The sequence below is a fragment of the Marivirga lumbricoides genome (genome assembly GCF_014636295.1).
GTDB lineage: Bacteria > Bacteroidota > Bacteroidia > Cytophagales > Cyclobacteriaceae > Marivirga > Marivirga lumbricoides.
On the sequence record NZ_BMEC01000008.1, the window covers coordinates 250,213 to 275,738 of the forward strand.

Below are 25,526 nucleotides of genomic sequence, written 5' to 3' on the forward strand. Positions count from 1 at the left end.
TAAAATATTGGCAGACAGACTGATCAAGCATAATTTCCTTGCGTGGCCTCCATGGGTTTTCCTGGGCTGTTTTTGCTTTTGTATCAGTTTCAACGGGCAGAGCCAGGAAATCCCGGAAAGGCATTCTGCAAAGCTGGACTCTCTTTATGCTGAGCTGGATCTGTTATTTGGAGAACAGGATAGCCTTTCCTCACTTTTTGAATTAGCTGACAGTATATTGTTAGCCGATAAAATAAAGTTTCATGCCTTGATGGCCCGGTTTTCTTACATGGGCCAGGTAAGCAGTGTAGGCAGAATTCAGGATATCGATCAATTCGGTCTTTCGTCTGGTCTCTCTTATTTTCACCCTACGGGAGCTTATGTGGATATTAATGGCTTCTTTAATAGCGGATATGAGCCTGCGTATTTTCTTAGCGCTCTTTCATTTGGCTATTTTCAAACCTTTTACAAATATTGGAACATAAATTTCAACCATGATTTTTTCATTTATAATGATACAGTTTCCTCGCAACCTTTTAACAAGTCTTTGAACCTAAGTAATTTCTTTAGTTTTAAATACTGGGAATCAGGGGTGGATTATAGTCTGCTTTATGGTGAAAGCAGCGCTCACAGGGTGTCATTTTTTTTAAATGGAAAAATGAAGTGGCGCTTCAATAATAGTTGGCTAAAATCTTTGACGGTTCTTCCGGGGGCTGGTGTTCAGTGGGGAAATGCAGATGTGATTTATTGGCGTCAATCGGATAGCCCTGTATTAGATTTATTTGAGATAATTCAACAACCTCCATATCCAAAGCTTACACGTGGCCAGTACCTATACCTGGCAAACCTTTTAGCTGAGGAGCGCTATCTGACGGCAAATGTATTACTCAGGAGAAATAATTTTAGCCAAACTGAAATTGAGGAGATAGTGAGGGCGTATGATGAAAGTCAAATAGAATCTGCTAATGTTTTTGGCTTGATGAACTACAGCATCAACTTACCGGTAAGCCTTAATTTCGGAAAATTTGGCTTCATGCTGAACTATATCCATAATTTTCCTGTGGCTTTACCTAATGAGCTGTATGAATATGATGACAATGGCTTCCTTAGCGCCAGTATTAGTTATTTCCTTATAAAACCAACAGGATTAAAAAAGCTTCCTTTTACTATAGATTAAGCCGTGGTCATCTGGTCTCATTTTCGGTTGTACTTAAAAGTAGTGCTTGATAATTGCCTTAGGATCATTTATAAACCATAGCTTACTCCTATAACAATTCCTCTGCTAAAAATTCTTTCATGATAGTCAGAGGCATCAAACGGGAGCAAGCTTAATAACTGTAAAGTGGGCTTTGCAAATATGGTTAAAGGCAAAATTTGGTACTGAAGACCCGCTCCTAATGCAAATCCTATTCCATTTTGTTTATCCAGATACCCTTGTGGGCTATTTTCTGTTTCAAAATGTAGTACAGGCCCGGCATCTATGAAGAAATAATTATTAAGGTTAATTGAAAATAAGATGGGAATGTTGATGGTACTAAGATTTATATCTTCCTGCATGCCTTCGCCTGAAGCGCCAATGCTACTACCTGTCAGCTTATTGCTTTGCCAGTTGAAAGGAAGCTTGAATGAGTATTTAGTACTAAAATTATATTGGTAGCCAATCCCTAAACTAAAGCTGTTCTGATGATCGAAAGAAGCGGCTCCATCAAGAGAAGTAAACCTGATTACCCCATTATTATAAAACCCGGACTGTATACTTACTTCATGTTTGACTTGCGCAGGAAGAAAATGTATAGATAAGAGTGTGACGAAGGAGAAAAATAGAAACTTCATGAATCCTGATATTTAAAAAGTGAATGTGTTTTTGTAAAGACACATTCAGAATAAAATTGGTTGTAAAAGCTCTTTCCGAAAATGTTCAGAAAGAGCTTGAATTCTTGGATTTACCATTCCATAGGAACCTCCATAAGTAAAAACCGAGCCTGGCTATCAGCTGTGATTTTAATACTCTCTAAATCTGTTAAACCAATAGCATCTCTTTTGTCTAATTTTTCTTCGGCAACAGAAAGTTTACCATCCAACAGAAAAATATATAGTCCGTTTCCTGATTTTTTTATTTTATACTCTTTAGAAAAACCTTTTTCAAAATCAGCAAGGTGAAACCATGCATCCTGGTGAATCCACGTATCAATCTCACTGGCATTAGGAGAAACCACCAGCTGAAAGTTATTTTTTCTCTCGGCAGGCTCAAAGGTTTTCTGGCCATAACGAGGGGAGACATTTTGCTTATTGGGAAATAGCCAGATTTGTAGAAATTCGGTTTGTTTATCCTTATTATGGTTAAATTCAGAATGAACTATCCCTGTGCCAGCTGACATCACCTGCACATCGTTTTCTTTAATTACAGAATTATTTCCCATACTGTCTTCATGTGCTAAATCACCAAAAAGGGGAATAGATATAATTTCCATATTATCGTGCGGATGTTTTCCGAAACCCATTCCAGCAGCAACAGTGTCATCGTTAAGAACGCGCAATGCTCCGAAATGAACTCTTTCAGGATCATAATAAGAGGCAAAGCTGAATGTATGATGGGAGTTAAGCCATCCATGGTTGGCATGGCCTCTTGTGTCTGCTTTATGAATTATCTTTTTCATAATTGTATTAATTTAAAATTAAATGTATATACATGTAATACGGAAATAGTACAATTGTGGTGTCGTAAAAATTGAAAATAATTTAAACGTCTTGCTTTAACATTCAGTTAGCAAGGTACAGTGAAATAAATAAATATTTAGTACTTAAAAATTCTGACATTTATATGGGAAACTTGTACTTTAGTAAAAGTTAAGGCTAATCAATAAGATATGTTAAATAGAAAATTAATGAAAAACTACCTGCTTCTAATTACAATTTTGGCCTTAATAACAGGCTGTTCAGAACAGAAGAAAGCCGAAATAGCTTCAGAAACTGAAAATGAGACAATAGAAACCTCCGGTTTTAATCCTGAAAATTCCGACCCGGAAGCAGTGGGTTTAGCTGATAAAGTGATTGCTGCGCATGGCGGAACAGAAGCATGGAATGAGAAACGATATATATCCTGGAATTTTTTAGGAGTAAGGGACTTAGTTTGGGATAAATATACAGGCTTGGTAAGAATTGATTTCCCACGAGCCGAAACTCAGTATATAGTGAACATCAATGAAGATTCTGGCCGTGTAAAAGTTAAAAATGAACTAATTACCGATCAGGATTCTCTACAAAAAATGATTACGCAGGCAGAGCAAATCTGGGTGAACGATTCTTATTGGTTAGTATTCCCCTTTAAGCTGAAGGATCCGGGAGTGCGATTAAAATATATTGGAGGCGATACAACTTTATCAGGAGAAAAGGCCGAAGTAATTGCTTTACAATTTGATAGCGTGGGCTATACTCCCCAAAATAAGTATATGGCTTATATTAACCCTGAAACGTATTTAATTATGCAGTGGGATTATTATCAAAATGCTTCTGACAGCACCGCTGCTTTTCAACAGCTGTGGTCCGACTATAAAGATTTTGATGGCATAAAATTAGCGGCCGGCAGAGCAGATAGAAGATTAGAGAACATCGAAGTTAGCAATGAAATAGATACCGCAGTTTTTGAGCAATTTTAGTTAGTTCCTCATTTATCTTTTAATGCTTCCTTTATGTTTTCAGCATGATTAATTAATGCTTTTTGCCAGGTGGTATCTGCATCCCATTCCGGGCCTAAGTAAATATCTTTAGTATAGAGTTGCTGTACATAGTATTTATGTACAGTCTCTCCTTTAGAGAATTTTGAAACTTTCCCTAATGGTCCTTTTCTAACAGAAATATAAATGGTTTCATCATCTGAGAGCTGGTAGCCCAACATTCTTTTGAGGCTCTCTCCATTGTTTTCAAGTTTGCGAAGCACCATAAGGTAACCTTGTGCAATCATTTCTTCATCAGTAATATTTGGCCGAACTAAACCATACCTAAAAGGATAATGCTCTTTCATGATGGAATCGAGTTGCTGGTTGGCATTTTCCACATTTTCCGTCATCATTACACTTTCTTGAAACATTGGTACAGCCAGTTTATCAATTCTAATATCCGCATTAAAACTTTCTACTCTTCTGGATTTAATCACGTTGGTTCTCTTAAAAACTTCAGGTACATCAATAATTAGAAAATTATTTCTATCCAGATCGGATTGCTCTAAGCGGTTAGTAAATGAGATACCAAGTTCTTTAAGGCCAGGAGCCATTAATTGGTAGGCCGGCATTCCTTTTTTGAAAAAATTTCCATCATCCGGAATTTGCGCGATAAATAAGCTATAACCTGAATTAGTTTGATGAACAATTATTAGGTTATCAATACTTCTGCTGTTAATATCCTGATAAAAACTGTTGGTTGCATCGTGGCCACTTAAAATATCCGAAAGCGCATAATAAGCTACAGCATCAACACCTTCTTCCTTAAAATATTTGTGAATAATATTTGCCTGAACCTCCCAATCCAGGTTTTTAACATTCATAAAAACCACGGAACGATCATTTAAAAGATTTTTTGGCAAGGAATTAGTTTCTTCAAAAAAAGGAAAATCACTTTGCCCTAAAGCCGGGTTAATTCCGTATAAAAAAAAGGTAAATGCAAACACAATTGCTACGCGCATATTGAAACAGCTTTAATGAGTGTGGAAAATTAAATCTTTTCTGGTAAACGTCTTAATGTTATTATCATTATATATAAATTTATGCTGTCTTTAAAATTTTAAACTTTAATGTTTTTTCGGCTAACCAATAATTGCACCCTATGAAAAAAACTTTTACTTCGACTAATTTTCTCCTCTTATTTCTCTTCTTTGGCAGTGTTCATTTAAAAGCTCAGGAAACAAGTGAGCCGATTTTTCCTGATTCGGCCCAGGTAATGCAGGAATTATTTCAACTTTCAGCGGATTCTATGCAAGGTAGAAAAACCGGTACAGCCGGGGGTGAGTTAGCTAGAAATTACCTGATTAATAAATTGCAAAATATTGGGGTACCTGCATACGTGCCTGGCTACACGCAGGAATTTGATTATTTAATTAACAAAAAAACTGGCGAGAGAAGAAAGGGAGTTAATGTTTTAGGATATGTGGAAGGCTTTAGCAATCAGGAAACCATTGTTATCTCGGCTCATTACGACCATGTAGGCATGAAAGATAGCACAACTATTTACAATGGAGCTGACGACAATGCCAGTGGCACAGTGGCGTTATTGGCTTTGGCAAGATATTTTACTACGAACCAGCCAGATAATAATATCATCTTTGCTTTTTTTGATGGCGAGGAAGACGGTCTTCAGGGCGCTAAGCATTTTATGCAGTCTGTAGTGGTGGACAGCAGCTTTATTAAGCTTAATATTAATATGGATATGGTGGGCAGAGGAGATAAAAATGAAATTTATGCTGTAGGAACTTATTTTCACCCCGAATTGAAGCTGTATGTGAAAGAGGCGGCAAAAGGAAAATCTATTAAAGTGCTTTTTGGTCGTGATGACCCAAGTAAAAAACTTAACTGGATTAATTCATCAGACCACGCACCTTTTCATAAAGCCGGAGTTCCATTTATTTACTTTGGTGTAGATGACCATGCTGATTATCATAAACCAACAGATACTGCTGAAAAGATTAAAGCTGTTTTTTATCTTGAAACCATTGCGATGATCAAGGATACAGTTAAACACCTTGATGCGAACTTGAGAGATATTAATGTCGGAAAATAAGTTGGCTGTTAAAGAATGTATCCGGAGTTAAAAACTCATGATAAAAGTGACTATAGCGCAACAAACTGCTAACAATAGAAGACTATCCGTAGTTTAAGTGATGTGAACTGAACTACGGATTAAATAATAAATTTGGAGACTCTAACTCGTTAAATAACTCTAATTCTAAATAATTTCAATCCCCATTTTCTTCATGAGTGGCACTGCATTAAATGTGTGACAAGGCCCCTCGTTCAGCTTGTAATCAAATAGAATTTTATCACCTGAAACATCACTATTAAAACTATAGTTTTGGAAGTTACCCAACTCGTTTTCCAGCTTGGCTAGTGATAGATCATGTGTACTGATCAACCCCATACTATTGGTCTTCATCAACTGGCGAATCAGGCTCTCAGCACCAATGTTTCTGTCTTCAGAATTGGTGCCTTTTAATATTTCATCCAGTAAATAGAAGATTGACGTTTGTTGCTTTTCCTGGGTTAAATCAACTAAGCGTTTAAGCCTTTTTAGTTCAGCATAAAACGAAGAAGTGTTCTCTTCCAGGTTGTCTTGAGTTCGCATGCTGGTAAAGACTTGTAAGGGACTCAGCTGAATACTTTTTGCACAGCAAACGGCTCCTATTTGCGCTAAAATTAAATTAACGCCTAAAGATCTTTCAAAAGTGCTTTTACCGCTCATGTTAGCTCCGGTAATTAAAGTTACTGCCCCAGGCCCCTTCATTTCAAAATCATTGTTAACACGCTCATTGTGCGCTAAAAGAGGATGACCCAACTGTTCACCTTTTAAAGCACATTGTACGTCAAGAATTTCAGCCTTAACATAATTGGAATGAGCGAAAGCGTAAGCAGATAAACTCAGAATTGCCTCCCACTCACCAATTGCTGAAAACCATTTTCTTAAAAACTGACCATAGTGTAACTTCCATTGAATACTTCTGCTGGCAATCCAATAATCAGATAGTACAAAAGGATTCACAATCCAGTACATCATGCCATTTCTGCTGTGGAGCCAGTTTAAAAGCCTGGAGAGTGATTGTATTTTGGCTGAGGCAGATGGGTTTTTGAATACACTGCCAATACGCTGGAGATATTCATTCTGAACAGGTTTCTCTTCAGCCATTTTAAAAAGATTTTTATGCTGTTCTAAAAGGCCGAAAATATTTTCTGTATTTCGGTAGATGGTCATCACTCTGTTTTGAACTGGCAAGAGGAGTAGTATGTTGATAAATAATCCCAGGCCCACAAAACTCCATGGAAGGATACCAGAAGCTCCTAAAATAAAGAAAGCAATAAGCTGTATTATTCCTATATAAGGTGCCACTTTAAAAAAAGTCTGCCCTTTTTCTTCAATGTCTTCTTCAAACCATTGGAAAATACTATCATCAATTTCCTTCTGGTCTGCTTCTTTCACTCTACTTTCAGCAAACCAATTGAGTCGCCAATCATTATCGTCTTTCAGGTCGTCTACTGCTTGTTGTCTGGCCTCAATTTCTGGTTTAGTGGCGGGTGAAAGCATCCATTGAGCCAACTGTTCCCTTCCAAATTTAAGTGCGCTTCTATTGATGAGGGCAAATAAAGAATGTCTGCCAAAAAGATCTAAATCCGGGCTGTAAGGGTGGTCATAATCCAGAAATTCGTTTCCTCCATCCAGGCTTTTTAAGGACAAATCAAGCCTGTCAATTTCGTCTTTTAAAAGAGCGACTTTATTGGCAGAAACTTTTAATTGTCTTTTATAAGCACTGTGCCTGTTCACCAACCATCCGAAAATGATCGGAAAAGGAAGGAGAACCAATGCTGTGGAGGCACCATCTCTTTCATTAATCAAATAGACACATAGCACCAGGGTGCTTACAAAATAAACAAGCCTGATAAAGCCAAAGCGATTAGTCAGTTTCCTGAATTTTTCCTGTGATTTTTGAATGTTGCTAATTTGTTCTGAGAAAAGATTTTTCTTCTCAATGATTCCGCCAGCCGGATTTTCCATATATAGTACTTTATATAATGCTTTTTTACCCTCTTTTTAGGGAAAATTTATGTTTATTCACATTGCATGGTATGCTTAAATACGCATGTCTATTTTCAAACTTTCGTAAACTTTGTTCATTGCCTCGTTGGAATCAGACAACACAATTAAAATGTCTTTGGCTTTAATTTCAGTAGACCCATTAGGTGTCAGAAATTTATTTTCCCTATTAATCATGGCGATAATCGCTGTTTTAGGAAATTGCAAATCTATTATCTTTTTATCAACCGGATAGGTATTGTCATTAATTTCAATTTCCGCCATTGTCGTTTTCACCCTATCAGATAAAAACAAATCTACTGGTGATTTAGGTTTAGCTTTATCAGGAAGAGCAACATGTAACCATTTTGCAATTACGGAAAGCGTAGTTCCCTGTATTAATATTGAGGAAACGGAAATGAAAAATACAATGTTGAAAATCATACTTGCTTTTTCTATTCCTGCCAATAAAGGATAAGTAGCAAATACTATAGGCACTGCACCCCTTAATCCTACCCATGAAATATAGAAACGCCTTCTGATTTTCATACGAAAGAATATCAGGCCTAATAGAACACTTAAAGGCCGGGCTACAAATATTAAAAAAGCAGAAATTAGAATTCCTATACCTATTACAGGTACTATTTCTGATGGAAAAACCAGTAGTCCTAAAGTAAGAAATAGTACTATTTGCATCAGCCACGCTAAACCATCAAACATTTTCATGATGGTTTTTTTATGAATAAGTTCCTGATTGCCTAAATAAACAGCACATAAGTATATAGCTAAAAAGCCATTTCCACCTAGAAAATCAGCTAATGAAAAAGTAATAAACATTAGTGCAATCACCAATACAGGGTAGAGGCCTTCAAAATCCAGGCTTATTCTATTAATAATTAATTTACTCAAGCGCCCCATTACTAATCCTGCCACTGCACCAACAATCATTTGCTGTAGAAAAAGAGGAATAATTGATATCCAGCCGGCATCCTGATTCACCACTAAACCTAAAAATGCAATGGTCAAAACGTAAGCCATAGGATCGTTACTACCACTCTCCAGTTCCAGAGTGGGTCTTAAATTGGACTTTAATCCAAGACTTTTCGATCTTAATATAGAGAATACTGCTGCGGCATCCGTGGAGGAAACGATAGCTCCCAACAATAAACCTTCATAAATTGTGAAATCAGTAATTAACCAGACAAAAGTGCCCAAGGATACTGCCGTTAAAAGTACACCAACGGTAGACAAGGTTATTCCTTGCCATAAAACTGGCTTAATGGTGCTCCAGTTTGTATCTAATCCGCCAGAAAACAAAATAAAATTTAAAGCAACTATACCTATGAACTGCGCTAACTGAGGATCGTCAAAATTGATTTTCCCTATACCTTCAGAACCTGCCAGCATGCCTATTATCAGGAATAAGATTAAGGTAGGAACCCCAAACTTATATGATGTTTTACCAACTATAATACTTATAAATAAAAGAAATGAACCGACTAAAAGTATGTTTTCAATGCTTAAATCCATGTAATTTTCTTCCTAAAACCTTAATTTTTTATTTGGAAAGGGATGCTACAGTTGAGTATCTGTGGCATCCTAATATATGATCATTAACCAATCCACAGGCCTGCATATAAGCATACATAATGGTGCTGCCCACAAATTTAAAACCTCTCTTTTTTAGGTCTTTGCTTAAGGCATCTGATTCAGGCGAGGTGGCAGGCACATCTTTCATACTCCTTCTTTCATTTTGAATGGGTTTATTGTTAACAAAACTCCAAATGTAAGCATTAAAGCTTCCAAACTCCTTTTGCACCTCCATGAATTTCTGAGCATTGGTTACAGTACCTCTGATTTTAAGTTGATTTCTTACGATACCTGCATCCTGCATCAGTCTTTGAATATCTTCCTCATTAAATTGGGCAACTTTCTTATAGTCAAAATCCGCAAAAGCTTTTTGGTAGCCTTCCCGCTTTTTCAAGATGGTGGACCAACTTAAGCCGGCTTGTGCTCCTTCTAAAATAAGAAATTCGAAATGTGTTTTATCATCATATACAGGAACACCCCACTCCTTATCATGGTATTCTATGTACTCTTCAAATCCAAGGCACCATGGGCAGCGCTCTTTCTCTTTAATAGGTTTAGTGGGCATAACTTCCTGCATTAATGTCAATAGTGGTTCCAGTGGCGTGGTCCATCATACCTGATAGAAGCATCGCAATAGTAGGGGCAACATCCTGCGGTTCAGTAAGTTTTTGCAGGGCGATGTCATTAAGGGCATAATCTTCTCCATATTGGTTAATAAATTTTTGAGCCATATCGGTGCGTACAAAGCCAGGTGCCACTACAAATGCTTTTATTTCTTCTTTTCCGAATGCCCGTGCGATAGATTTGGTAAGGGAAATAAGTGCTCCTTTTGAGGTGGCATAAGCTAAATAATCTGATGTATCTCCTCTAAAAGCTGCACGAGAGGAAATATTAATTATTCTTCCCCCTGTTCCCTGCTTTTTAAATTGGCAAATGCTCCTTTTGCATAGCAAGCCAACTGCGTTAACATTTACATCCATTGTTTTTAACCAATCGTCTGTCCAGTCAACAGCATTTTTATGGATGTCTGATGAAATAGCGATTCCTGCGTTGTTCACTATTCCATCCAGTCGCTCCCTAAAAATAGCAATAGTTTCGCTAAACAATCGAGCTACATCCATGGCTCCCGAAAGATCCGCTTTAATTAAATGCACAGAGGAGCCTAATTCTTTCTTCAATTTTTGGGCACATTCCTCATTTTCATGATACTGGGCCACTATGGTTGCTCCGCATTCCACCAAAGCTCTACTGATAGCAGCCCCAATGCCTCTTGTGCCGCCAGTAACTAAAATATGCTGACCGGTTAAATCTATTTTCATACTATTAAGATGTATTGATAGTTTCTTAATTTATTGATTGTGATTCTGTAAATCCTGGAAAAGGTTAAATTTGATACAATATACAAAATTCATTGAGCAGGAGTGGCATCAAAATAAATGATTTCACCTTCCTCCATAGCTAACGAAAGTAATAAAGGATTACAGCAAACTTCACAATCCTCAATGTATTCCTGCTCAGAAATACTTCTATCCACCAATACGCTAATTTTTTGGAAGCAGTGGGGGCAATTGAAAAAATGTTCTATCATGGGTGTTGAAACTTCAGTATTTTGCAATCATCATTTGTATTAAAGAAAAAGAAATGGAAATTTAAAATATTGTTCTTCATCTATAGTTTTTATATATCTTAAAACCCATTAAAATTTTAAACGTTTTCACATCATGCAAAAATTCACAAGCCTTTTCGCCTTTATCTTTTTCTCCACTTTTATAGTTGAAGCACAGGTAGGAGATCCTTTTCCTGAAATGAGTGGGATTACACTAACTGATAAAAATATTACTGTCCCTTCTGATACGCAAGATAAATATACTTTAATAGGATTGGCCTATAGTAAAAAAGCTGAAGATGACCTCAAAACATGGTTTCAACCGGTATATGAGAAATTTGTGAGGGAATCGAAGCCCAACCAGTTGATTCCTGAATTAAAGCCGGATGTACATGTGGTGTTTGTGCCTATGTTTACAGGAATTAAACAAGGTGCCAGTAATGCGGCCATTAAGAAAATGAAAAAAGGCATTGATGAAAAACTACACGCCAATGTAATGGTATACAGCGGCAAGCTAGGAGATTACAAGGAAGCCTTGGATTTTGAAAAGAAAGATACCCCCTACTTTTTCGTGATAGATAAGAGTGGTAAAATAGTATACGCTACCTCGGGTAGTTACAGCTCCAAAAAAATTGGAGAAATTGAGTCTGAAGTAAGTGATTTTTAAACAATCTCCAGCGGTGGTTTTGAATTAAGCAAAACCACCAGTGGGGATTTAATTCCTGTCATTACAACTTTAAAAACTAGTTAACCTCAACTAGGTGAAAAGTACCCTTTTCCTGATCGATTTTAACTAGTTTTGCTTTCGAGCTGTACTTCAAAGGGTGCCAAAAAATATTAAAGTCTTTATTATCTTTTGCTTGCGAATTGATGTAATTCCAAACATTTACTTCCTCAGGCTCTCCATTTGACCATACTTTTTCTATTATTTTAGGGTTAGGTATTATTTTGTCATGCAGAGATATAAGGGCATTATATTGTACTAACTGAGTTGATTGATGCTCTCCTAAAGCACTGAATTTTAATTCGAAAAAAGTAATCGATTTTAAATTGTAGTTGGTCACTACTCTTAATGTTGTATTATGTATAGTAGAGAATAATACATCAGCTTCTCTGAAATTTAATGGATATACACTATGAACCTGCTCTGGTATTTGATAGTGAGGTTTAAGCTCAGTTTTAATTTCAGGTTTTAATATGTTTAAGAAATAATGTTGCTTGCTATAAATTCTATGTAAATCCTTAAGATCATATTTCATCAAATATACCCCATTGATTTTTCTGCTATTGGCCTCTAAATTCCCTATTAAATGAAAAGAATTATCCCGATGATTATAAAGAATTGATGGCACGGAAAACTTAATGGCATCATTTATAATATCGGAATTAAATTCTAAATTTTTAACTATCCCTATCTTTGTATCTTCAAACTCTACCAGGTTTACTATAGCTTCTTTGTCTTTGTTTTTTTTAATGTCTTTAAAGTAAGTTTTATAAAATATATCTTTACCATTAACGCTCGTTAGGTAATTCCACATTAGAGGTTTTCTTAAAGCTGTATAGGCATCAGATTCTTTTTTTTCATACTCATTTACAGGTAAGTTAAGTACCTGGTATTCTAATGTCTTTGAATCATTCTTAAAAGTATATAGTCTGTATTCGATATCTCTAGCACTCTTTTTTGCAAGAATTCGTAATTCTCCATTATTAACATAAACTTCAAGAGCATTACCCATTCCGTGAAGTGCTGTTCCGCTATTGAATTTATTTATGTCAGATTTTAATACTGTTTCTGTAAGGTTCCCAGAAGCATCTATTGCGGATACTTTAATTTTTTTACTATTCTCAAGATTAGTTTGTATTTCAAATATATAGGTCATTTTATCATCCCCAGCTGTATACATATAGGGAAATTGACTCATTGTAAAGTCAGAGGCCATATTAACTTCCCATATTTTATCCCCCTGAAAATTAAATTTCTTTACATTTAAATCTGTTCTTAAGATAAAGCCATCTATAACATCAGTTATCTCAATTCTTGCTGGAAAAACTGAGGTATTTTGCTTTTTTCTCTTAGGTGCGTAGAAGGTGCTTGTGCTAGATTTATTAAACCCCTCAATTGCTTCATCAAGCTTAAATAGTAATTTTTCTTGGGCAAGTAGGGCGACTGAAGTATTTAAAGAAATTAATAAAAATAGTATGGTTTTTTTCATCTTATTTACCGTAAGTATATGTTTAAGATGTAAAACTATTGAATAAATTAAAAAAAGAGTTTTTAATTTATATTAATCTATCATTCAAATTTTATCTCCTTAATACGCTAATAATATAGTTTATAAAAACTGGAGCATGTTTGAATATCTTTTCATTTATGATTCTTTTTTGAAAAGGGACTGCATATGAAACTAATCTTATCACTGTTATTAGTCCTCTTCTTACGCTATTAAGCTAGTAAAGGCTATCGATTAAGACATCTGACTCTTTAAAAAGGAATGCCACTTTGCTTTTCTATTACATTCAAAAACTTTCCCGGTTTGTTTTTAAGGGTAGTTTAATATTGAAAAGTGTAGCTCATAAAAAGCAGCTATCTTTCTACCCAATGTGAATTAAAGAAAAACCCAGAAACTGATAATCAAAATCATCCATAGCACCCCTAGAAAATGCCATGCCTTTGTTAGTAATTCGTATTTTAAATGCCAAAAGGGATTGGTTTCAGCAATTAGTAGCTTAACCGGGTCTTTAGAGATGGACCGTGTTTGAAATATAAGGAAGCCAAGATATGTGTGTACAACAATGAAATGAAGGCCATGTAGAGCCGTTAAAACATATAGAAAAGAGCCGGAAACATTTGTTGTAAGTAAAATTCCTGAAGCTTTTAATTCTGTCCATCCAATTAGCTGACAAAAAGCAAACCCTAACCCCAATAAAAAAGTAAAACGTAGTGAGGTAAGAAGTGCCGGAATAGCCTCCTGCTTAAAGTATTTCATAGCAGGGTGTAATATAAAACTAGAGGCGATGATTAAAACTGAGCTCAAAACAAAAACTGCAGGAATTTGGATGGTAGAAGTTTCTGTATTGTCAAGGCTTACAAAAAATGAAAAGAGCAAAAAGAAGAAAATAAGACTACTTCCTACAATGCCTAAAATCAACATCATTTTATAGGGATGCATTCTTTCTACTTTTTCAAAAAAAGTTAGCTGTTCATTTTTTGTTTTTTTCTCAGCCATAAGTCATCAGTTTTAGTATCTGAACTCGTTTGATTAACTGAACTATGTATCAATGATAATAGTTTGTTTACCTTTACTATTATTTCTCAACCAAATTACTCTTTAATTTAGATTTACGATAGATTACTTAAAAAGAGACAACACTTTGAAAATAAAAGATTTTATAAAATTATATAAAGAAGATGCTATTATTCAGACGATAGCATCTTCTATTAAACCTAATGAGGCTAAGAACCTTCATCTCAAAGGCTTGACAGGTAGTCTGGATGCTGTTTTTGTAGCTGCTATTCAAGGTCAAAATCATCAGAACCATTTGGTTATTTTGCATGATAAAGAGGAGGCTGCCTATTTTCAGCATGACTTACAAAATCTTCTGGAGAAAAAAGATCCTTTACTCTTTCCCACATCCTATAAAAGACCCTATCAGTTTGACGAAACTGAAAATGCGAATGTGCTGATGCGGGCAGAAATTCTGAACCGGATCAATAACAAATCTGCTTCAGGAGAAATTATTGTTACCTATCCTGAAGCGCTTTCAGAGAAGGTGATTAATAAAAAGTCTTTGCTTTCCAACACTTTTACAGCAAAGGTGGGTGAAAATCTTGATGTAGAATTTATAGCGGAATTACTCCAGACATATGATTTTGAACCTACGGACTTCGTATATGAGCCAGGGCAATATGCTGTGCGCGGAGGGATTATTGATATCTTCTCCTATGCCAGTGACCAGCCTTACAGAATTGAGCTTTTTGGAAATGAAATAGATAGTATCAGAACTTTTGATGTAGCATCTCAACTTTCCATTGATAATGTAAAGCATATCAACATCATACCAAATGTGCAAACAAGACTACTCCAGGAAGTTCGCGAGTCGTTTCTGGACTATCTTCCTCATAACACTAAAATATGGGTGAAGGATTATCAGCGCACGCTGGATGTGCTGGAGCAATATTTTGATAAAGCGTCTCAATCTTTTGAGCAAATTATTAAGACATCTGAGACAGAGTTAGTCCTGAAGCCTCATATGCTTTTTGAAACGGCTAAAAGTTTTGAGGAAGGATTAAAGAAATACGTGACAATTGAGTTTGGGAACCGCTTTTTTAAACCTGCTGATTATACTTATGAGTATGATGCCAAACCCCAACCTTCTTTTAATAAAAACTTTGATCTGCTGGGAGAAAACCTTTACCAAAATCAGGAAGAGGGTTTAGTAAATATAATTACTTCTGAATCCATTTCTCAGACAGACCGGCTTACAAGTATTTTTGCAGAAATCGATTCTTTCATAAAGTTTCAATCAATGGCTATTAGCCTGCGAGGAGGCTTTGTGGATCATCAGTTAAAGCTTGCCTGCTACACAGATCACCAAATTTTTGAACGTTTTCACAGGTATAAAACAAAGGATAAGCAGAGCAAGTCCAAAGCTATTACTATCCGGGAGTTGAAAAACCTACAACCCGGAGACTTTGTTACCCATATTGATCATGGAGTAGGTCGTTTTGCCGGAATGGACAAGGTAGATAACCAGGGCAAAAAGCAGGAAGTTGTTCGATTGATTTACCGGGACAATGATTTGCTATTTGTAAGCATTCACTCACTTCATAAGATTTCGAAATATAGTGGCAAGGAAGGTACTACGCCAAGCATTTCCAAACTAGGTTCTCAGGAATGGGACAATAAAAAGAAGAAAGTTAAAAGGCAGGTAAAAGATATAGCTAAGGACCTGATAAAGCTGTATGCAAAAAGAAAGTCTGCTCCCGGATTTGCCACCGATAAAGATACTTTTATGCAAGCTGAGCTGGAGTCTTCCTTTATTTATGAAGATACTCCGGATCAGGCAAAAGCTACTGCCGATGTAAAAGCAGATATGGAGTTGAGCCATCCAATGGATCGGCTGGTATGTGGAGATGTAGGTTTCGGTAAAACGGAAGTAGCCATTCGTGCTGCATTTAAAGCAGTAGATAATGGGAAGCAGGTGGCAGTTTTAGTGCCTACCACCATCCTGGCCATGCAACACTACAGAACATTTAGTGAAAGGTTGGAAAACTTACCCGTTACCATTGAGTATATCAACCGCTTTAAAACAACCAAACAAATAAAAGAGATTCTTAAACGCCTGGAAGAAGGTAAAGTGGATATCCTGATAGGAACACATAGGATTGTTAATAAAGATGTAAAATTCAAAGATATTGGTTTATTAGTAATTGATGAAGAACAAAAGTTTGGTGTAAAGGTAAAGGACAAGCTAAAGGAGTTTCGCGTAAATGTGGATGTGCTTACTCTAACAGCAACTCCAATTCCCAGAACCTTGCATTTTAGCTTAATGGGTGCCCGAGATTTGAGTGTTATCGCCACACCACCACCAAATCGGCAGCCGGTTACTACTGAGCTACATACCTTTAATGAAGAGGTACTCCGTGATGCCATTAGCTTTGAGTTGCAACGGGGAGGCCAGGTATTTTTTGTACATAATCGCGTGGGTGATATTGAGCAGGTGGGCAACATTATTCTCAAATTGGTGCCAGATGCCAGAATTGGTGTGGCTCACGGACAAATGGAAGGCCCTAAGCTGGAAAAAGCAATGGTGAGATTTATTGAAGGTGAATATGATGTGCTGGTTTCTACCAATATTATTGAGTCAGGCTTGGACATTCCAAATGCGAACACGATCATTATTAACCATGCTCATATGTTTGGTATGTCCGATCTTCATCAAATGAGAGGTAGAGTTGGTCGTTCCAACAAAAAAGCTTTTTGTTACCTTTTAACACCTCCTACTATTGGTCTAAGTGCAGATGCAAGAAAACGTCTAACAACTTTAGAAGAATTTTCTGATTTGGGAGATGGTTTTAAAGTAGCGATGAGAGATTTGGATATTCGGGGAGCCGGAAATATGTTGGGAGCAGAGCAAAGTGGCTTTATTACCGATTTAGGATTTGATATGTACCATAAAATTTTGGACGATGCAGTATCCGAACTAAAAGCAACAGAATTTGCAGACTTTTTTAAGGATGAGCTAGCCAAGAAAGCACAAATTATTGCACAGGATTGCGTAATAGAAACTGACCTGGAAATACTGATTCCCGAAGAATATGTTTCTAACATCACTGAAAGGCTAAGTCTTTATTCTCAACTGGATAATATCAAAAACGAAGAAGAGCTTTCTGCTTTTGAGCAATCCATAGCAGACAGGTTTGGTAAAATTCCTGAACAGGTATACGATTTGATAGAGACAGTAAGAATCAGGTGGAAAGCTGAGCGCCTGGGTTTTGAGAAACTTTTGATTAAAAATGGTTCAATCAAAGCGTATTTTGTGGCTGCCAGTAATGAGAAATATTTCAAATCACCGATTTTCGGACAGGTTTTACAGTTCGTGCAAGCGCATCCTAAGAAATGCCAGATGAAGGAATATAAAGATAAATTAATCCTAAAAATTGATGAAATTGATTCTATTCAACAGGCGAAAGAAATTATTTATAGCATGGCCGGAGCAGAAGCATTGGTGTAATGAGGCTAGAAACTTTCAAGCTGAAGTATCATTGGGGCGTCATTCCCCTGCAGAGGGGAATCTTTCCTATTTCAACCGCAGGTTGAAATAAATATGATGTCTCACCTGTGATGCTCAGGATTGTGTCTCATAAATCTGAATTGGCATAATCAAATAGTTTGTGCATCTAAAGCTTGGGATCAAAATCTATAACATGAAGAAAAAAGTACTGCCTCAGTTTTATCGAAAATACACCTCAGCTGAGCAATTACTATTTGTAACTTGTAAAGCACATTTTAGAGCACTAAAAAGGGAGGGACTTGTCATCATCCCTTTTGCTTATACTGTAAAAAAAAGCCAGACTGAACCGCATTTATTGAGTCCCTCAACACTGCAAAATAATCCAAAGCTTTCTTTTATTGACCAATTTTTAGAAAAAGGAAGAAATCTAAAGAAGAATAAACTCTCCCTCTGTTTTGCAGTCTGCTACGATGCCCATGTTTTTGATGAAGAGCATATTGACCAGGATGCCTTAGTATTATTGCTGCAGAAAGAAAATGATACTAAAGCTCAAATTAATATTCCTTATGTGGAGGAGGCTGGTGAGGTGGTTTTTGGTGAGGAGTGGGTGGAAAAAACATAAGAATTATTTGCAGTACATTGAAATGTATTGTTTTGCTGCTGCATGCCCGTTTTTGACTGCTTTTTGCCAGTCACTGCATGCTTCGGATTTTCGTTTCAAATTATAATATGCCATTCCTCGATTAGTATATGCTCCGTAGTAATCCGGGAGCTCATTTAATGTGCTTGTGTAATTTAGGGCTGCAGCCTTATAATTTTTTAATTTTAGATAGGTATTACCTCTATTAAAATAAAAGAGATATTTTAAAGGATTATCATTCTTTTCTAAATTGATAGCTTTATCATATTCTAGAATAGCTTCTTTTAGTTTATTTTGTTTCTGGTATATATCACCGGTATACATGTAAAGGTCAGCTTCGTTAGGGTAATGAAGCTTTGCACCTGCGTATGCTTCAAGAGCACAGTCATAATTATTAGACTTTAAACAAGCATTAGCAAGATTGTAGTAATAAATAATTTTTGTTGGGTCCAGAACTATTGCTTTCCGAAACTGATCAATAGCCTCAACATATTCTTCGTTCTCAAGAAGTGCGAACCCATTATTATTTGCGACAGATGCTTCTCTATTTATAGAATCACGTTCATTAAATTCCTGACCATAGGCTGTACCTGTTAATGCAATGATAAAAAGGAAGGTATAAATTCTCATAAAGGATGGAAATGTTAAGAAATATTGACCTCTAAAAATAGAAATAATAATTTACTGGCCTCTGCCTTCCATTATTTTTTTGTACTAGTCCTGGTTGTGGTGTGAGCTGGTACCTGGGAAATTTAAATGAATGATTAATGAACAGCTTACGGCAATCACCAATGGAACGAAATAAGACCAGATTTTTACCCGGGATGAAAAGGTTCTTCCCTATTGATAAAGACTCTGACCCTTTTAATTCTTTTGTTATCTACTGAAACAGCGGTAAAAACATATTTTTTAAATATGATTTTTTCACCAGCTCTGGGCAATTTGCTATTGATTTCAAGGAGTAAACCACCGATGGATTCACTTTCTCCCTTCACCTCTTCGAAATAGCTTAGGTCATCCCCAATAATTTTACCGAAATCATTTAAAGAAGTTCTTCCTTCAAAAATATAGGTGTTTTCGTCCAGCTTATTGTAAGCGATGTCAAAATCCTCATCAAATTCATCGCTTATCTCCCCTACTATTTCTTCAATAACATCTTCCAGTGTAATTAAGCCTGAGGTGCCGCCATATTCATCCACTACAATGGCCATATGTACGCGTTTTTCCTGGAAATCTTTTAGCAGGCTATCCACTTTTTTCGATTCCGGAACAAAAAAGCCTGGCCTTAAAAGCTCCTGCCATTTAAAGTGCTCATCTTTTTCAATGTAAGGAAGCAGATCCTTCACGTATAAAATGCCTTCAATTTTATCGATGGTATCTCTGTAAACAGGAATTCTACTAAATCCATTTTTATTGATCTGGTCCATCAATACATGGTAATCCTCTTCAATGTCAAATGCAGTAATATCTAACCTCGACTTCATTACCTGCCGAACCGATAGAGTACCAAAATTTACTATTCCTTTTAAAATACCCCTTTCCTCATCAGTGGTATCTTTATTAGAAGTAATTTCCAGTGCCTGATGCAATTCATCAACAGAAATGTTAAACCCTTTTTGCTTCACTCTCTTTTCTATGATATTACTTAATGACATCAGAATAAAAGAAAGTGGTTTGAATAATTTTCCGGCTCCGGAAAGGAAGCCACCCATTCTGCGGGCAAAGCTAAGATTGTTCTGGTTGGCATATACCTTTGGTACAATTTCACCATAGAAAACAATTAGGAAAGTTATTACAGCAGTTAAAATCACCACCAATATACCTTCTGTATCTTTGGTGCCGGTAATTTCCCAGGTTAAAAAAGTTGAAAGCGTTACTATCCCTACATTAATAAAATTGTTTAATATAAGTATAGTCGCCAGAAGTTGCTTTGGATTTTTAAGTAGTGTGATAATAGTCTGCTCCGATGGCTGATTACTGGCTTTGCATCTGGCTAAATCCTCATGAGAAAGGGAGAAAAAAGCCACCTCAGAGCCTGACACCAAAGCAGACATCATCAACAATAAAAGCATTAAGAGACCATTCAGAATGTAGAACCATTCCTGTGACCACGTTAAAACGCTTGAAAGTAAGAATAAACTAGGGGAAGGGTCGTCCAATGTTTTTTAAGATAAATATTAGTTATATTAAAATGGAAGATCATCCATCTCACTATCCGTATCAGGCGTATTAGATGCCGCACTGGCTGTTTGCTGAGATCTGCCCATTCCTGAATCATTATTATTAGAGGAGTAATCCTGATTATTATCATCACTTCCACCTCTTTTGTTGCCAAGCATGGTCATCTGATCTCCCACAACTTCAGTTGTATACCTTGTTACACCGTCTTTCTCCCAGGAACGGGTTCTTAATTTGCCTTCAATGAAAACACTATCACCTTTTTTAAGGTATTTTTCAGCTACTTCTGCTAATCCTCTCCACAAAACAATATTATGCCATTCTGTTTGATCAACCCTCTGACCAGTATTTCTATCTTTGTAAGATTCTGTAGTAGCAATAGAAAAGTTTGCTACAGTGGCACCATTGTCTAAATGACGCACTTCAGGATCTTTACCTAAATTACCAATCAATATCACTTTATTAACACCTGCTGACATAGCCTCTCAAAATTTTAATCAAAATTAACAATTTATATACGTTTTTTCACCTTCTATGATGCACAAAACAATGCAAAGGTATGTACTTCTACACATAAATATAAATTTACTTAATTAATTCTTCCCTTCAAATATTTATCAATTAATATGGGTTTGGGTAATTCTTCAATTTGTTCCTTTTTAAAATAGCTAAGTTCTCTTTCTTTCAAGTATACTGAAGATGGGTTTTTTAAGCCTATAAACACCGCTTCAATTCTCTGGTGAGTAAGCACATGTTTAACAGGAGCAGAAATACTCAGTACTTCGGCATCAGGAACTTCAGCCAGAATAGTTTCTTCAACAACATTATTATTCAATGCAGTTTTGCTTTCTATTAAGTCGAAGTCGAATAAGCCTTGCCAAATATCCTGAGGGCCTCTTTTTTTCATGGCTATTTTATCGTCTTTTTCCCACATAAGGTAGTAAAAGAAGCGTTGCCTTACCTTAACTTTCTTTTCTTTAACCGGTAGTTTCTTTTGTGTTCCTTTTTCTCTGGCGGTGCAGCCTACAGAAACAGGGCATACAAGGCAGGCTGGGTTGCCAGGTGTACAAATAGTTGCTCCAAGCTCCATCATTGCCTGGTTAAATAAATCTGGTTGATCTTTGGGAATGATCTCAAGGGCAGTATTAAAGAAAATCGCAAAATTTTTGGTGTCTGCAATATTTTCTTCTATCGCAAAATAGCGGGCTAAAACGCGAAATACATTTCCATCAACTGCAGGTACAGCTTCTTTAAAGGCAAATGAGGCAATTGCTGCAGCTGTGTATTTCCCTATTCCTTTTAAGGTTTGCAGAGAAATATAATCTTCAGGGAAAAAACCATCATATTTTTCCACTACCTCCTTGGCACAGGCATGTAAGTTTCTTGCCCTGGAATAATATCCGAGTCCTTGCCACATTCTTAAAACTTCTTCTTCAGGAGCTGAAGCAAGCGCCTTAACATCAGGATATTTTTCAATAAAATTTTGGTAATATGGAAGCCCTTGAGCCACCCTCGTTTGTTGTAGAATTATCTCAGAAAGCCAAATTTTGTATGGGTCATTGGTATTTCTCCAAGGTAATTGCCTCATGTGTTTGCTATACCACGAAATCAGAAGGGATGAAAAATCATTACTCATATGCGACTTTTATGCATAAATAAAGTGAAAATAAAAAGAAATATTTTGATGTAAGGAACTAATGCTATTCGAACTGAGTTCAATACAATTGTTTGATAATTAATCTGTTATAAATCGAAATTCGGCATTTTAGTTTTATTTATTTCAATGATTTTACTTTTAAATTCAAAATTGTAGAATTACATTTGCCCTCCCAAAATAACAGGGATTTAATTTTTTTTAATTACCATAAATATAAATAAGCGTGACTAAAGCAGACGTGATAACAGAAATTTCTGAAAAAACAGGAATTGACAAAGCAGATGTAACAGCAACAGTTGAAGCCTTTTTTTCTGTAGTAAAGGATTCAATGGCCGGTGGTGAAAATATTTACGTGAGAGGCTTTGGAAGCTTTGTTAATAAAAAAAGAGCAAGAAAAATTGCTCGTAACATTTCCAAAAATACCGCTATCGTTATTGATGAGCACTTTGTGCCTAGTTTTAAACCTTCAAAAGTTTTTGTTGAAAAAATTAAGTCATCAAAAAATATAAAGGAATCTGTATAAGCAGTAAAATATGCTCAAGTCAAGAATAATTATTCTGGTTATTGCCATTGTTTTAATAGTAGGTTTTTTTCTGCTGCCTAAAGTAGTGGTTGATAACGAAAATGAGCAAATAACAGCTGAGAAAGAGCAAAATGAAGAGCCTGTAGAGGGTAGCAATTCTAAATCAGAAGGCTTAAGTGACTCAATTCATTCAGAGGCAATGCCTTCGGACTTGCTTGCAAAAATCAACAGGCTAAGAAATAAATACCTTACTTCAGAAAATGAAGAAAATAGTGTTATCTTTGCAGATTCTTTAGCACTTCTCTTTAAAGAAGGAAGTAAATTAGATAGTGCCGCTAAGTATACAGAACTGGCGTCTGGTGGTAATGAGGTGATAGGAGATGCCTATTACGATGCGTACACTTTTGCTGTGGATGCTAAAAAAGCCAACCGACTCGGTGAAAAAGCTAGAATGTACTATGAAAAAGTATTGGCAGAAGATGCGGGCAGACTTGATTTGAAAACCAAAATAGCCATGACTTACGTTTCATCAGATAACCCCATGTCTGGGATTATGATGTTAAGGGAGGTTCTGGAAGCAGATCCTAAAAATGAGGAGGCTTTATTTAATTTAGGGGTTTTGTCAATTCAATCCGGTCAGTATAAAAATGCCATTGAACGCTTTAATACTCTGCTAAAGAGCCATCCTGATAATGATCAGGCAATGTTTTATTTAGCATTAAGTTATTTCAATGATGGGCAAAAAGCAAAAGCGAAGAGCCTATTTGAGAAAATTAAAAATAGTAGTACTGATGAACAGGTGCTTGCAGCTGTTGATAGTTACTTGAATGAATTATAATAATATTGTTTAACAAAAAAATTTACAATTATGCCTTGCGGTAAAAAAAGAAAAAGACACAAGATTTCAACTCACAAGAGAAAGAAAAGACTAAGAAAAAACAGACATAAGAAGAAGTAATTTACTTCTTCTTTCACTTCCTTAAATTAGCTAATTTAAGGATTCTTTTTTTTAGTTTTCACTTAAATCTTTGAGCTTTGAGCAATGAATTAATTATTAATTCAACTCAAAACGGAAGTCGTATTGCCCTTCTTAATGATAAAAATCTTGTAGAGATTCATTACGATAACAAGGAGGAACAATTTAGTGTAGGTGATATTTACCTGGGGACAGTTCGCAAAGTAATGCAGGGACTGAACGCAGCATTTGTGGATGTAGGTTATGAGAAAGATGCTTTTTTGCATTATCATGATCTTGGCCCAAAGATAAATTCATTATTAAAATATACTAAATCTGCCACTACACGTAATAACACCTCTTACAAATTAAGTAAGTTCAAACTTGAGCCTGAAATAGATAAACTTGGTAAGATATCTCAGGTTTTAGCAAGAAATAAACAGATTTTGGTTCAGGTTATAAAAGAACCAATTTCAACAAAAGGGCCCAGGCTATCCTGCGAGTTGTCGCTACCGGGCAGATACTTGGTATTAGTACCATTTGCCAACGGAATTAGCATATCAAAAAAAATATCCAGTAGTGATGAGCGAAAGCGTCTCACGAGGTTGATATCTTCTATAAAGCCTGAAAATTTTGGTGTAATCATCAGAACTGTGGCAGAGGGTAAAGAGGTTGCTGAGCTGGATACAGACCTAAGAAACCTTCTTGAAACCTGGGAAAAAGGGATGAAAAAGCTCCCTACAGCACAGCCTCGCGATAAAATTATTGGCGAAGTAGGTAGGGCATCTTCCATTTTAAGAGATATGTTGAATGAAACATTCGACAGCATCCATGTGGATGATGAGGACACTTATGCAGAAATCAAGTCTTTTATCCATAAAATGGACCCGAGTAAAGAAAAAATATTAAAGCTTTACAACGGTAGAAATAAGATTTTTGAGCATTTTGGCATTGAGCGACAGCTGAAGTCGCTTTTCGGACAATCTGTGAATGTTAAAGGTGGTGGTTACCTCATTATTGAGCACACTGAAGCACTTCATGTAATTGACGTGAATAGTGGAAATAAATCCAGTACTGAGGATAACCAGGAAAATACTGCTCTTAATACTAATATTGAAGCGGCTAAGGAAATTGCTCGTCAGCTACGTTTAAGAGACATGGGAGGTATTATAGTAGTTGATTTTATCGACATGAAGAATCCTGATAATAAGAAGCTTATTTTCAAGAATATGAAGGAGTTCATGGAAGACGATAGATCTAAGCATACTGTATTGCCGCTATCCAAGTTTGGATTGATGCAAATTACACGCCAGCGGGTTAGGCCTGAATTGAATATTGTAACTCAGGAGAAATGCCCTACTTGCAACGGCTCAGGGAAAATTACTGCTTCAATTCTTATTTCGGATAAATTAGAGGAGGATTTAGATCTTCTTTTATTAAAACAAAAAGAGAAGTCTATTTCAATTTCTTTACACCCTTATTTATATTCATATTATACCAAAGGGATTATCTCTGCCAGAGTAAAATGGTTCTTTAAATATGGTAAGTGGGTCAGGTTGATAGAAGATAGTTCACTTGCTATTACTGAATACCATTTTATGAATGCAAATGAAGAAATTATAGAACTTAATTAAATTATTTGAAAGCCCCATTATTAAAATAGTGGGGCTTTCCTTTTTTTACCCCACCTTATCACGCTCACTCTTGAAAGCCTTTGCTCTTGGTTAGCCGTTTTTTAAATCCTATCCGGTATTTTTTCAGGTTCATCTAACAATAAAATATTACTGTTTTATAAGTGTATCTTTGTAATTTGATTTTCACAGTCAAATGTTATTTTCGTTGCTTAATATGCAATTTTTAGATTATTATTCTGTTTTATGTCAAAAAATTGGG

General features: G+C 36.0%; 23 protein-coding genes. 9 read left to right on the top strand and 14 right to left on the bottom strand.

What is annotated here, in order from left to right; all coding sequences use genetic code 11:
* Positions 1 to 7 precede the first annotated feature (7 nt).
* Positions 8 to 1,156, top strand: coding sequence for a hypothetical protein (locus tag IEV85_RS13810; protein WP_188464337.1), 1,149 nt, complete (start codon positions 8 to 10; stop codon positions 1,154 to 1,156).
* Positions 1,157 to 1,224: 68 nt separating this feature from the next.
* Here IEV85_RS13810 and IEV85_RS13815 read toward each other — a convergent pair whose 3' ends face one another.
* Together IEV85_RS13815 and IEV85_RS13820 are read right to left on the bottom strand one after the other, a co-directional pair.
* Positions 1,225 to 1,812, bottom strand: coding sequence for an outer membrane beta-barrel protein (locus IEV85_RS13815; protein WP_188464339.1), 588 nt, complete (start codon positions 1,810 to 1,812; stop codon positions 1,225 to 1,227).
* A 110-nt stretch (positions 1,813 to 1,922) separates the two neighbouring features.
* The gene (locus IEV85_RS13820; protein ID WP_188464341.1) at positions 1,923 to 2,636 is read right to left on the bottom strand and encodes a pirin family protein; all 714 of its coding nucleotides are present in this window, start codon (positions 2,634 to 2,636) and stop codon (positions 1,923 to 1,925) included.
* A gap of 228 nt (positions 2,637 to 2,864) precedes the next feature.
* Between IEV85_RS13820 and IEV85_RS13825 the strand changes: the two genes are divergently transcribed.
* On the top strand, positions 2,865 to 3,635 hold the full coding sequence (locus tag IEV85_RS13825; protein WP_188464343.1) for a hypothetical protein: 771 nt from the start codon (positions 2,865 to 2,867) through the stop codon (positions 3,633 to 3,635).
* Between the two features lie 8 nt (positions 3,636 to 3,643).
* On the opposite strand, the gene IEV85_RS13830 is transcribed toward IEV85_RS13825, so the two are convergent.
* Complete coding sequence (locus tag IEV85_RS13830; RefSeq protein ID WP_188464345.1) at positions 3,644 to 4,657, bottom strand: hypothetical protein; 1,014 nt, start codon at positions 4,655 to 4,657, stop codon at positions 3,644 to 3,646.
* A 140-nt stretch (positions 4,658 to 4,797) separates the two neighbouring features.
* Here IEV85_RS13830 and IEV85_RS13835 point away from each other — a divergent pair, with 140 nt between their 5' ends.
* Positions 4,798 to 5,748 carry a M28 family peptidase gene (locus tag IEV85_RS13835; protein ID WP_188464347.1) on the top strand — a complete coding sequence of 317 codons (951 nt, stop codon included), beginning with the start codon at positions 4,798 to 4,800 and terminating at the stop codon, positions 5,746 to 5,748.
* 165 nt (positions 5,749 to 5,913) lie between these two features.
* Here IEV85_RS13835 and IEV85_RS13840 read toward each other — a convergent pair whose 3' ends face one another.
* The 5 genes from IEV85_RS13840 to IEV85_RS13860 form a co-directional block, all read right to left on the bottom strand.
* Entirely contained in the window at positions 5,914 to 7,731 is a 1,818-nt protein-coding gene (locus tag IEV85_RS13840) for a MutS-related protein (RefSeq protein WP_188464349.1), read from the bottom strand.
* A gap of 75 nt (positions 7,732 to 7,806) precedes the next feature.
* Complete coding sequence (locus IEV85_RS13845) at positions 7,807 to 9,279, bottom strand: potassium/proton antiporter (RefSeq protein WP_188464351.1); 1,473 nt, start codon at positions 9,277 to 9,279, stop codon at positions 7,807 to 7,809.
* Between the two features lie 28 nt (positions 9,280 to 9,307).
* Positions 9,308 to 9,904 (bottom strand): DNA-3-methyladenine glycosylase I, encoded by a 597-nt coding sequence (locus tag IEV85_RS13850; RefSeq protein ID WP_188464353.1) that lies wholly within the window; start codon positions 9,902 to 9,904, stop codon positions 9,308 to 9,310.
* The gene (locus IEV85_RS13855) at positions 9,894 to 10,658 is read right to left on the bottom strand and encodes an SDR family NAD(P)-dependent oxidoreductase (protein WP_188464355.1); all 765 of its coding nucleotides are present in this window, start codon (positions 10,656 to 10,658) and stop codon (positions 9,894 to 9,896) included. Before IEV85_RS13855 ends, IEV85_RS13850 begins: the two co-directional genes overlap by 11 nt.
* An 89-nt stretch (positions 10,659 to 10,747) precedes the next feature.
* Positions 10,748 to 10,954, bottom strand: a complete 207-nt coding sequence (locus IEV85_RS13860; protein ID WP_229712590.1) for a CPXCG motif-containing cysteine-rich protein — start codon at positions 10,952 to 10,954, stop codon at positions 10,748 to 10,750.
* A 106-nt stretch (positions 10,955 to 11,060) separates the two neighbouring features.
* Here IEV85_RS13860 and IEV85_RS13865 point away from each other — a divergent pair, with 106 nt between their 5' ends.
* Entirely contained in the window at positions 11,061 to 11,612 is a 552-nt protein-coding gene (locus IEV85_RS13865) for a hypothetical protein (protein WP_188464359.1), read from the top strand.
* Between the two features lie 76 nt (positions 11,613 to 11,688).
* Here the strand turns inward: IEV85_RS13865 and IEV85_RS13870 are convergent, their stop codons facing one another.
* Positions 11,689 to 13,158 carry a hypothetical protein gene (locus IEV85_RS13870; protein WP_188464361.1) on the bottom strand — a complete coding sequence of 490 codons (1,470 nt, stop codon included), beginning with the start codon at positions 13,156 to 13,158 and terminating at the stop codon, positions 11,689 to 11,691.
* A gap of 393 nt (positions 13,159 to 13,551) precedes the next feature.
* Positions 13,552 to 14,172 carry a cytochrome c oxidase subunit 3 gene (locus IEV85_RS13875; RefSeq protein ID WP_188464364.1) on the bottom strand — a complete coding sequence of 207 codons (621 nt, stop codon included), beginning with the start codon at positions 14,170 to 14,172 and terminating at the stop codon, positions 13,552 to 13,554.
* 145 nt (positions 14,173 to 14,317) lie between these two features.
* Here IEV85_RS13875 and mfd point away from each other — a divergent pair, with 145 nt between their 5' ends.
* A complete protein-coding gene (mfd, locus tag IEV85_RS13880) occupies positions 14,318 to 17,680 on the top strand; it encodes a transcription-repair coupling factor (protein ID WP_188464366.1) in 3,363 nt (1,120 codons plus the stop codon).
* A gap of 193 nt (positions 17,681 to 17,873) precedes the next feature.
* A complete protein-coding gene (locus IEV85_RS13885) occupies positions 17,874 to 18,302 on the top strand; it encodes a hypothetical protein (protein ID WP_188464368.1) in 429 nt (142 codons plus the stop codon).
* Positions 18,303 to 18,305: 3 nt separating this feature from the next.
* Here IEV85_RS13885 and IEV85_RS13890 read toward each other — a convergent pair whose 3' ends face one another.
* The 4 genes from IEV85_RS13890 to mutY all read right to left on the bottom strand — a co-directional run bounded on the left by IEV85_RS13890 (position 18,306) and on the right by mutY (position 22,134).
* Positions 18,306 to 18,950 carry a tetratricopeptide repeat protein gene (locus tag IEV85_RS13890; RefSeq protein WP_188464370.1) on the bottom strand — a complete coding sequence of 215 codons (645 nt, stop codon included), beginning with the start codon at positions 18,948 to 18,950 and terminating at the stop codon, positions 18,306 to 18,308.
* Between the two features lie 185 nt (positions 18,951 to 19,135).
* Positions 19,136 to 20,479, bottom strand: coding sequence for a gliding motility-associated protein GldE (gene gldE, locus IEV85_RS13895; protein WP_188464372.1), 1,344 nt, complete (start codon positions 20,477 to 20,479; stop codon positions 19,136 to 19,138).
* Between the two features lie 27 nt (positions 20,480 to 20,506).
* Complete coding sequence (gene ssb / locus IEV85_RS13900) at positions 20,507 to 20,977, bottom strand: single-stranded DNA-binding protein (protein WP_188464374.1); 471 nt, start codon at positions 20,975 to 20,977, stop codon at positions 20,507 to 20,509.
* A 110-nt stretch (positions 20,978 to 21,087) separates the two neighbouring features.
* A complete protein-coding gene (mutY, locus tag IEV85_RS13905; protein WP_188464376.1) occupies positions 21,088 to 22,134 on the bottom strand; it encodes an A/G-specific adenine glycosylase in 1,047 nt (348 codons plus the stop codon).
* A gap of 244 nt (positions 22,135 to 22,378) precedes the next feature.
* Between mutY and IEV85_RS13910 the strand changes: the two genes are divergently transcribed.
* The 3 genes from IEV85_RS13910 to IEV85_RS13920 all read left to right on the top strand — a co-directional run bounded on the left by IEV85_RS13910 (position 22,379) and on the right by IEV85_RS13920 (position 25,267).
* Positions 22,379 to 22,678 (top strand): HU family DNA-binding protein, encoded by a 300-nt coding sequence (locus IEV85_RS13910; protein ID WP_188464378.1) that lies wholly within the window; start codon positions 22,379 to 22,381, stop codon positions 22,676 to 22,678.
* Between the two features lie 10 nt (positions 22,679 to 22,688).
* Positions 22,689 to 23,516 (top strand): tetratricopeptide repeat protein, encoded by an 828-nt coding sequence (locus tag IEV85_RS13915; protein WP_188464380.1) that lies wholly within the window; start codon positions 22,689 to 22,691, stop codon positions 23,514 to 23,516.
* A gap of 197 nt (positions 23,517 to 23,713) precedes the next feature.
* On the top strand, positions 23,714 to 25,267 hold the full coding sequence (locus tag IEV85_RS13920) for an Rne/Rng family ribonuclease (protein WP_188464382.1): 1,554 nt from the start codon (positions 23,714 to 23,716) through the stop codon (positions 25,265 to 25,267).
* Positions 25,268 to 25,526 lie beyond the last annotated feature (259 nt).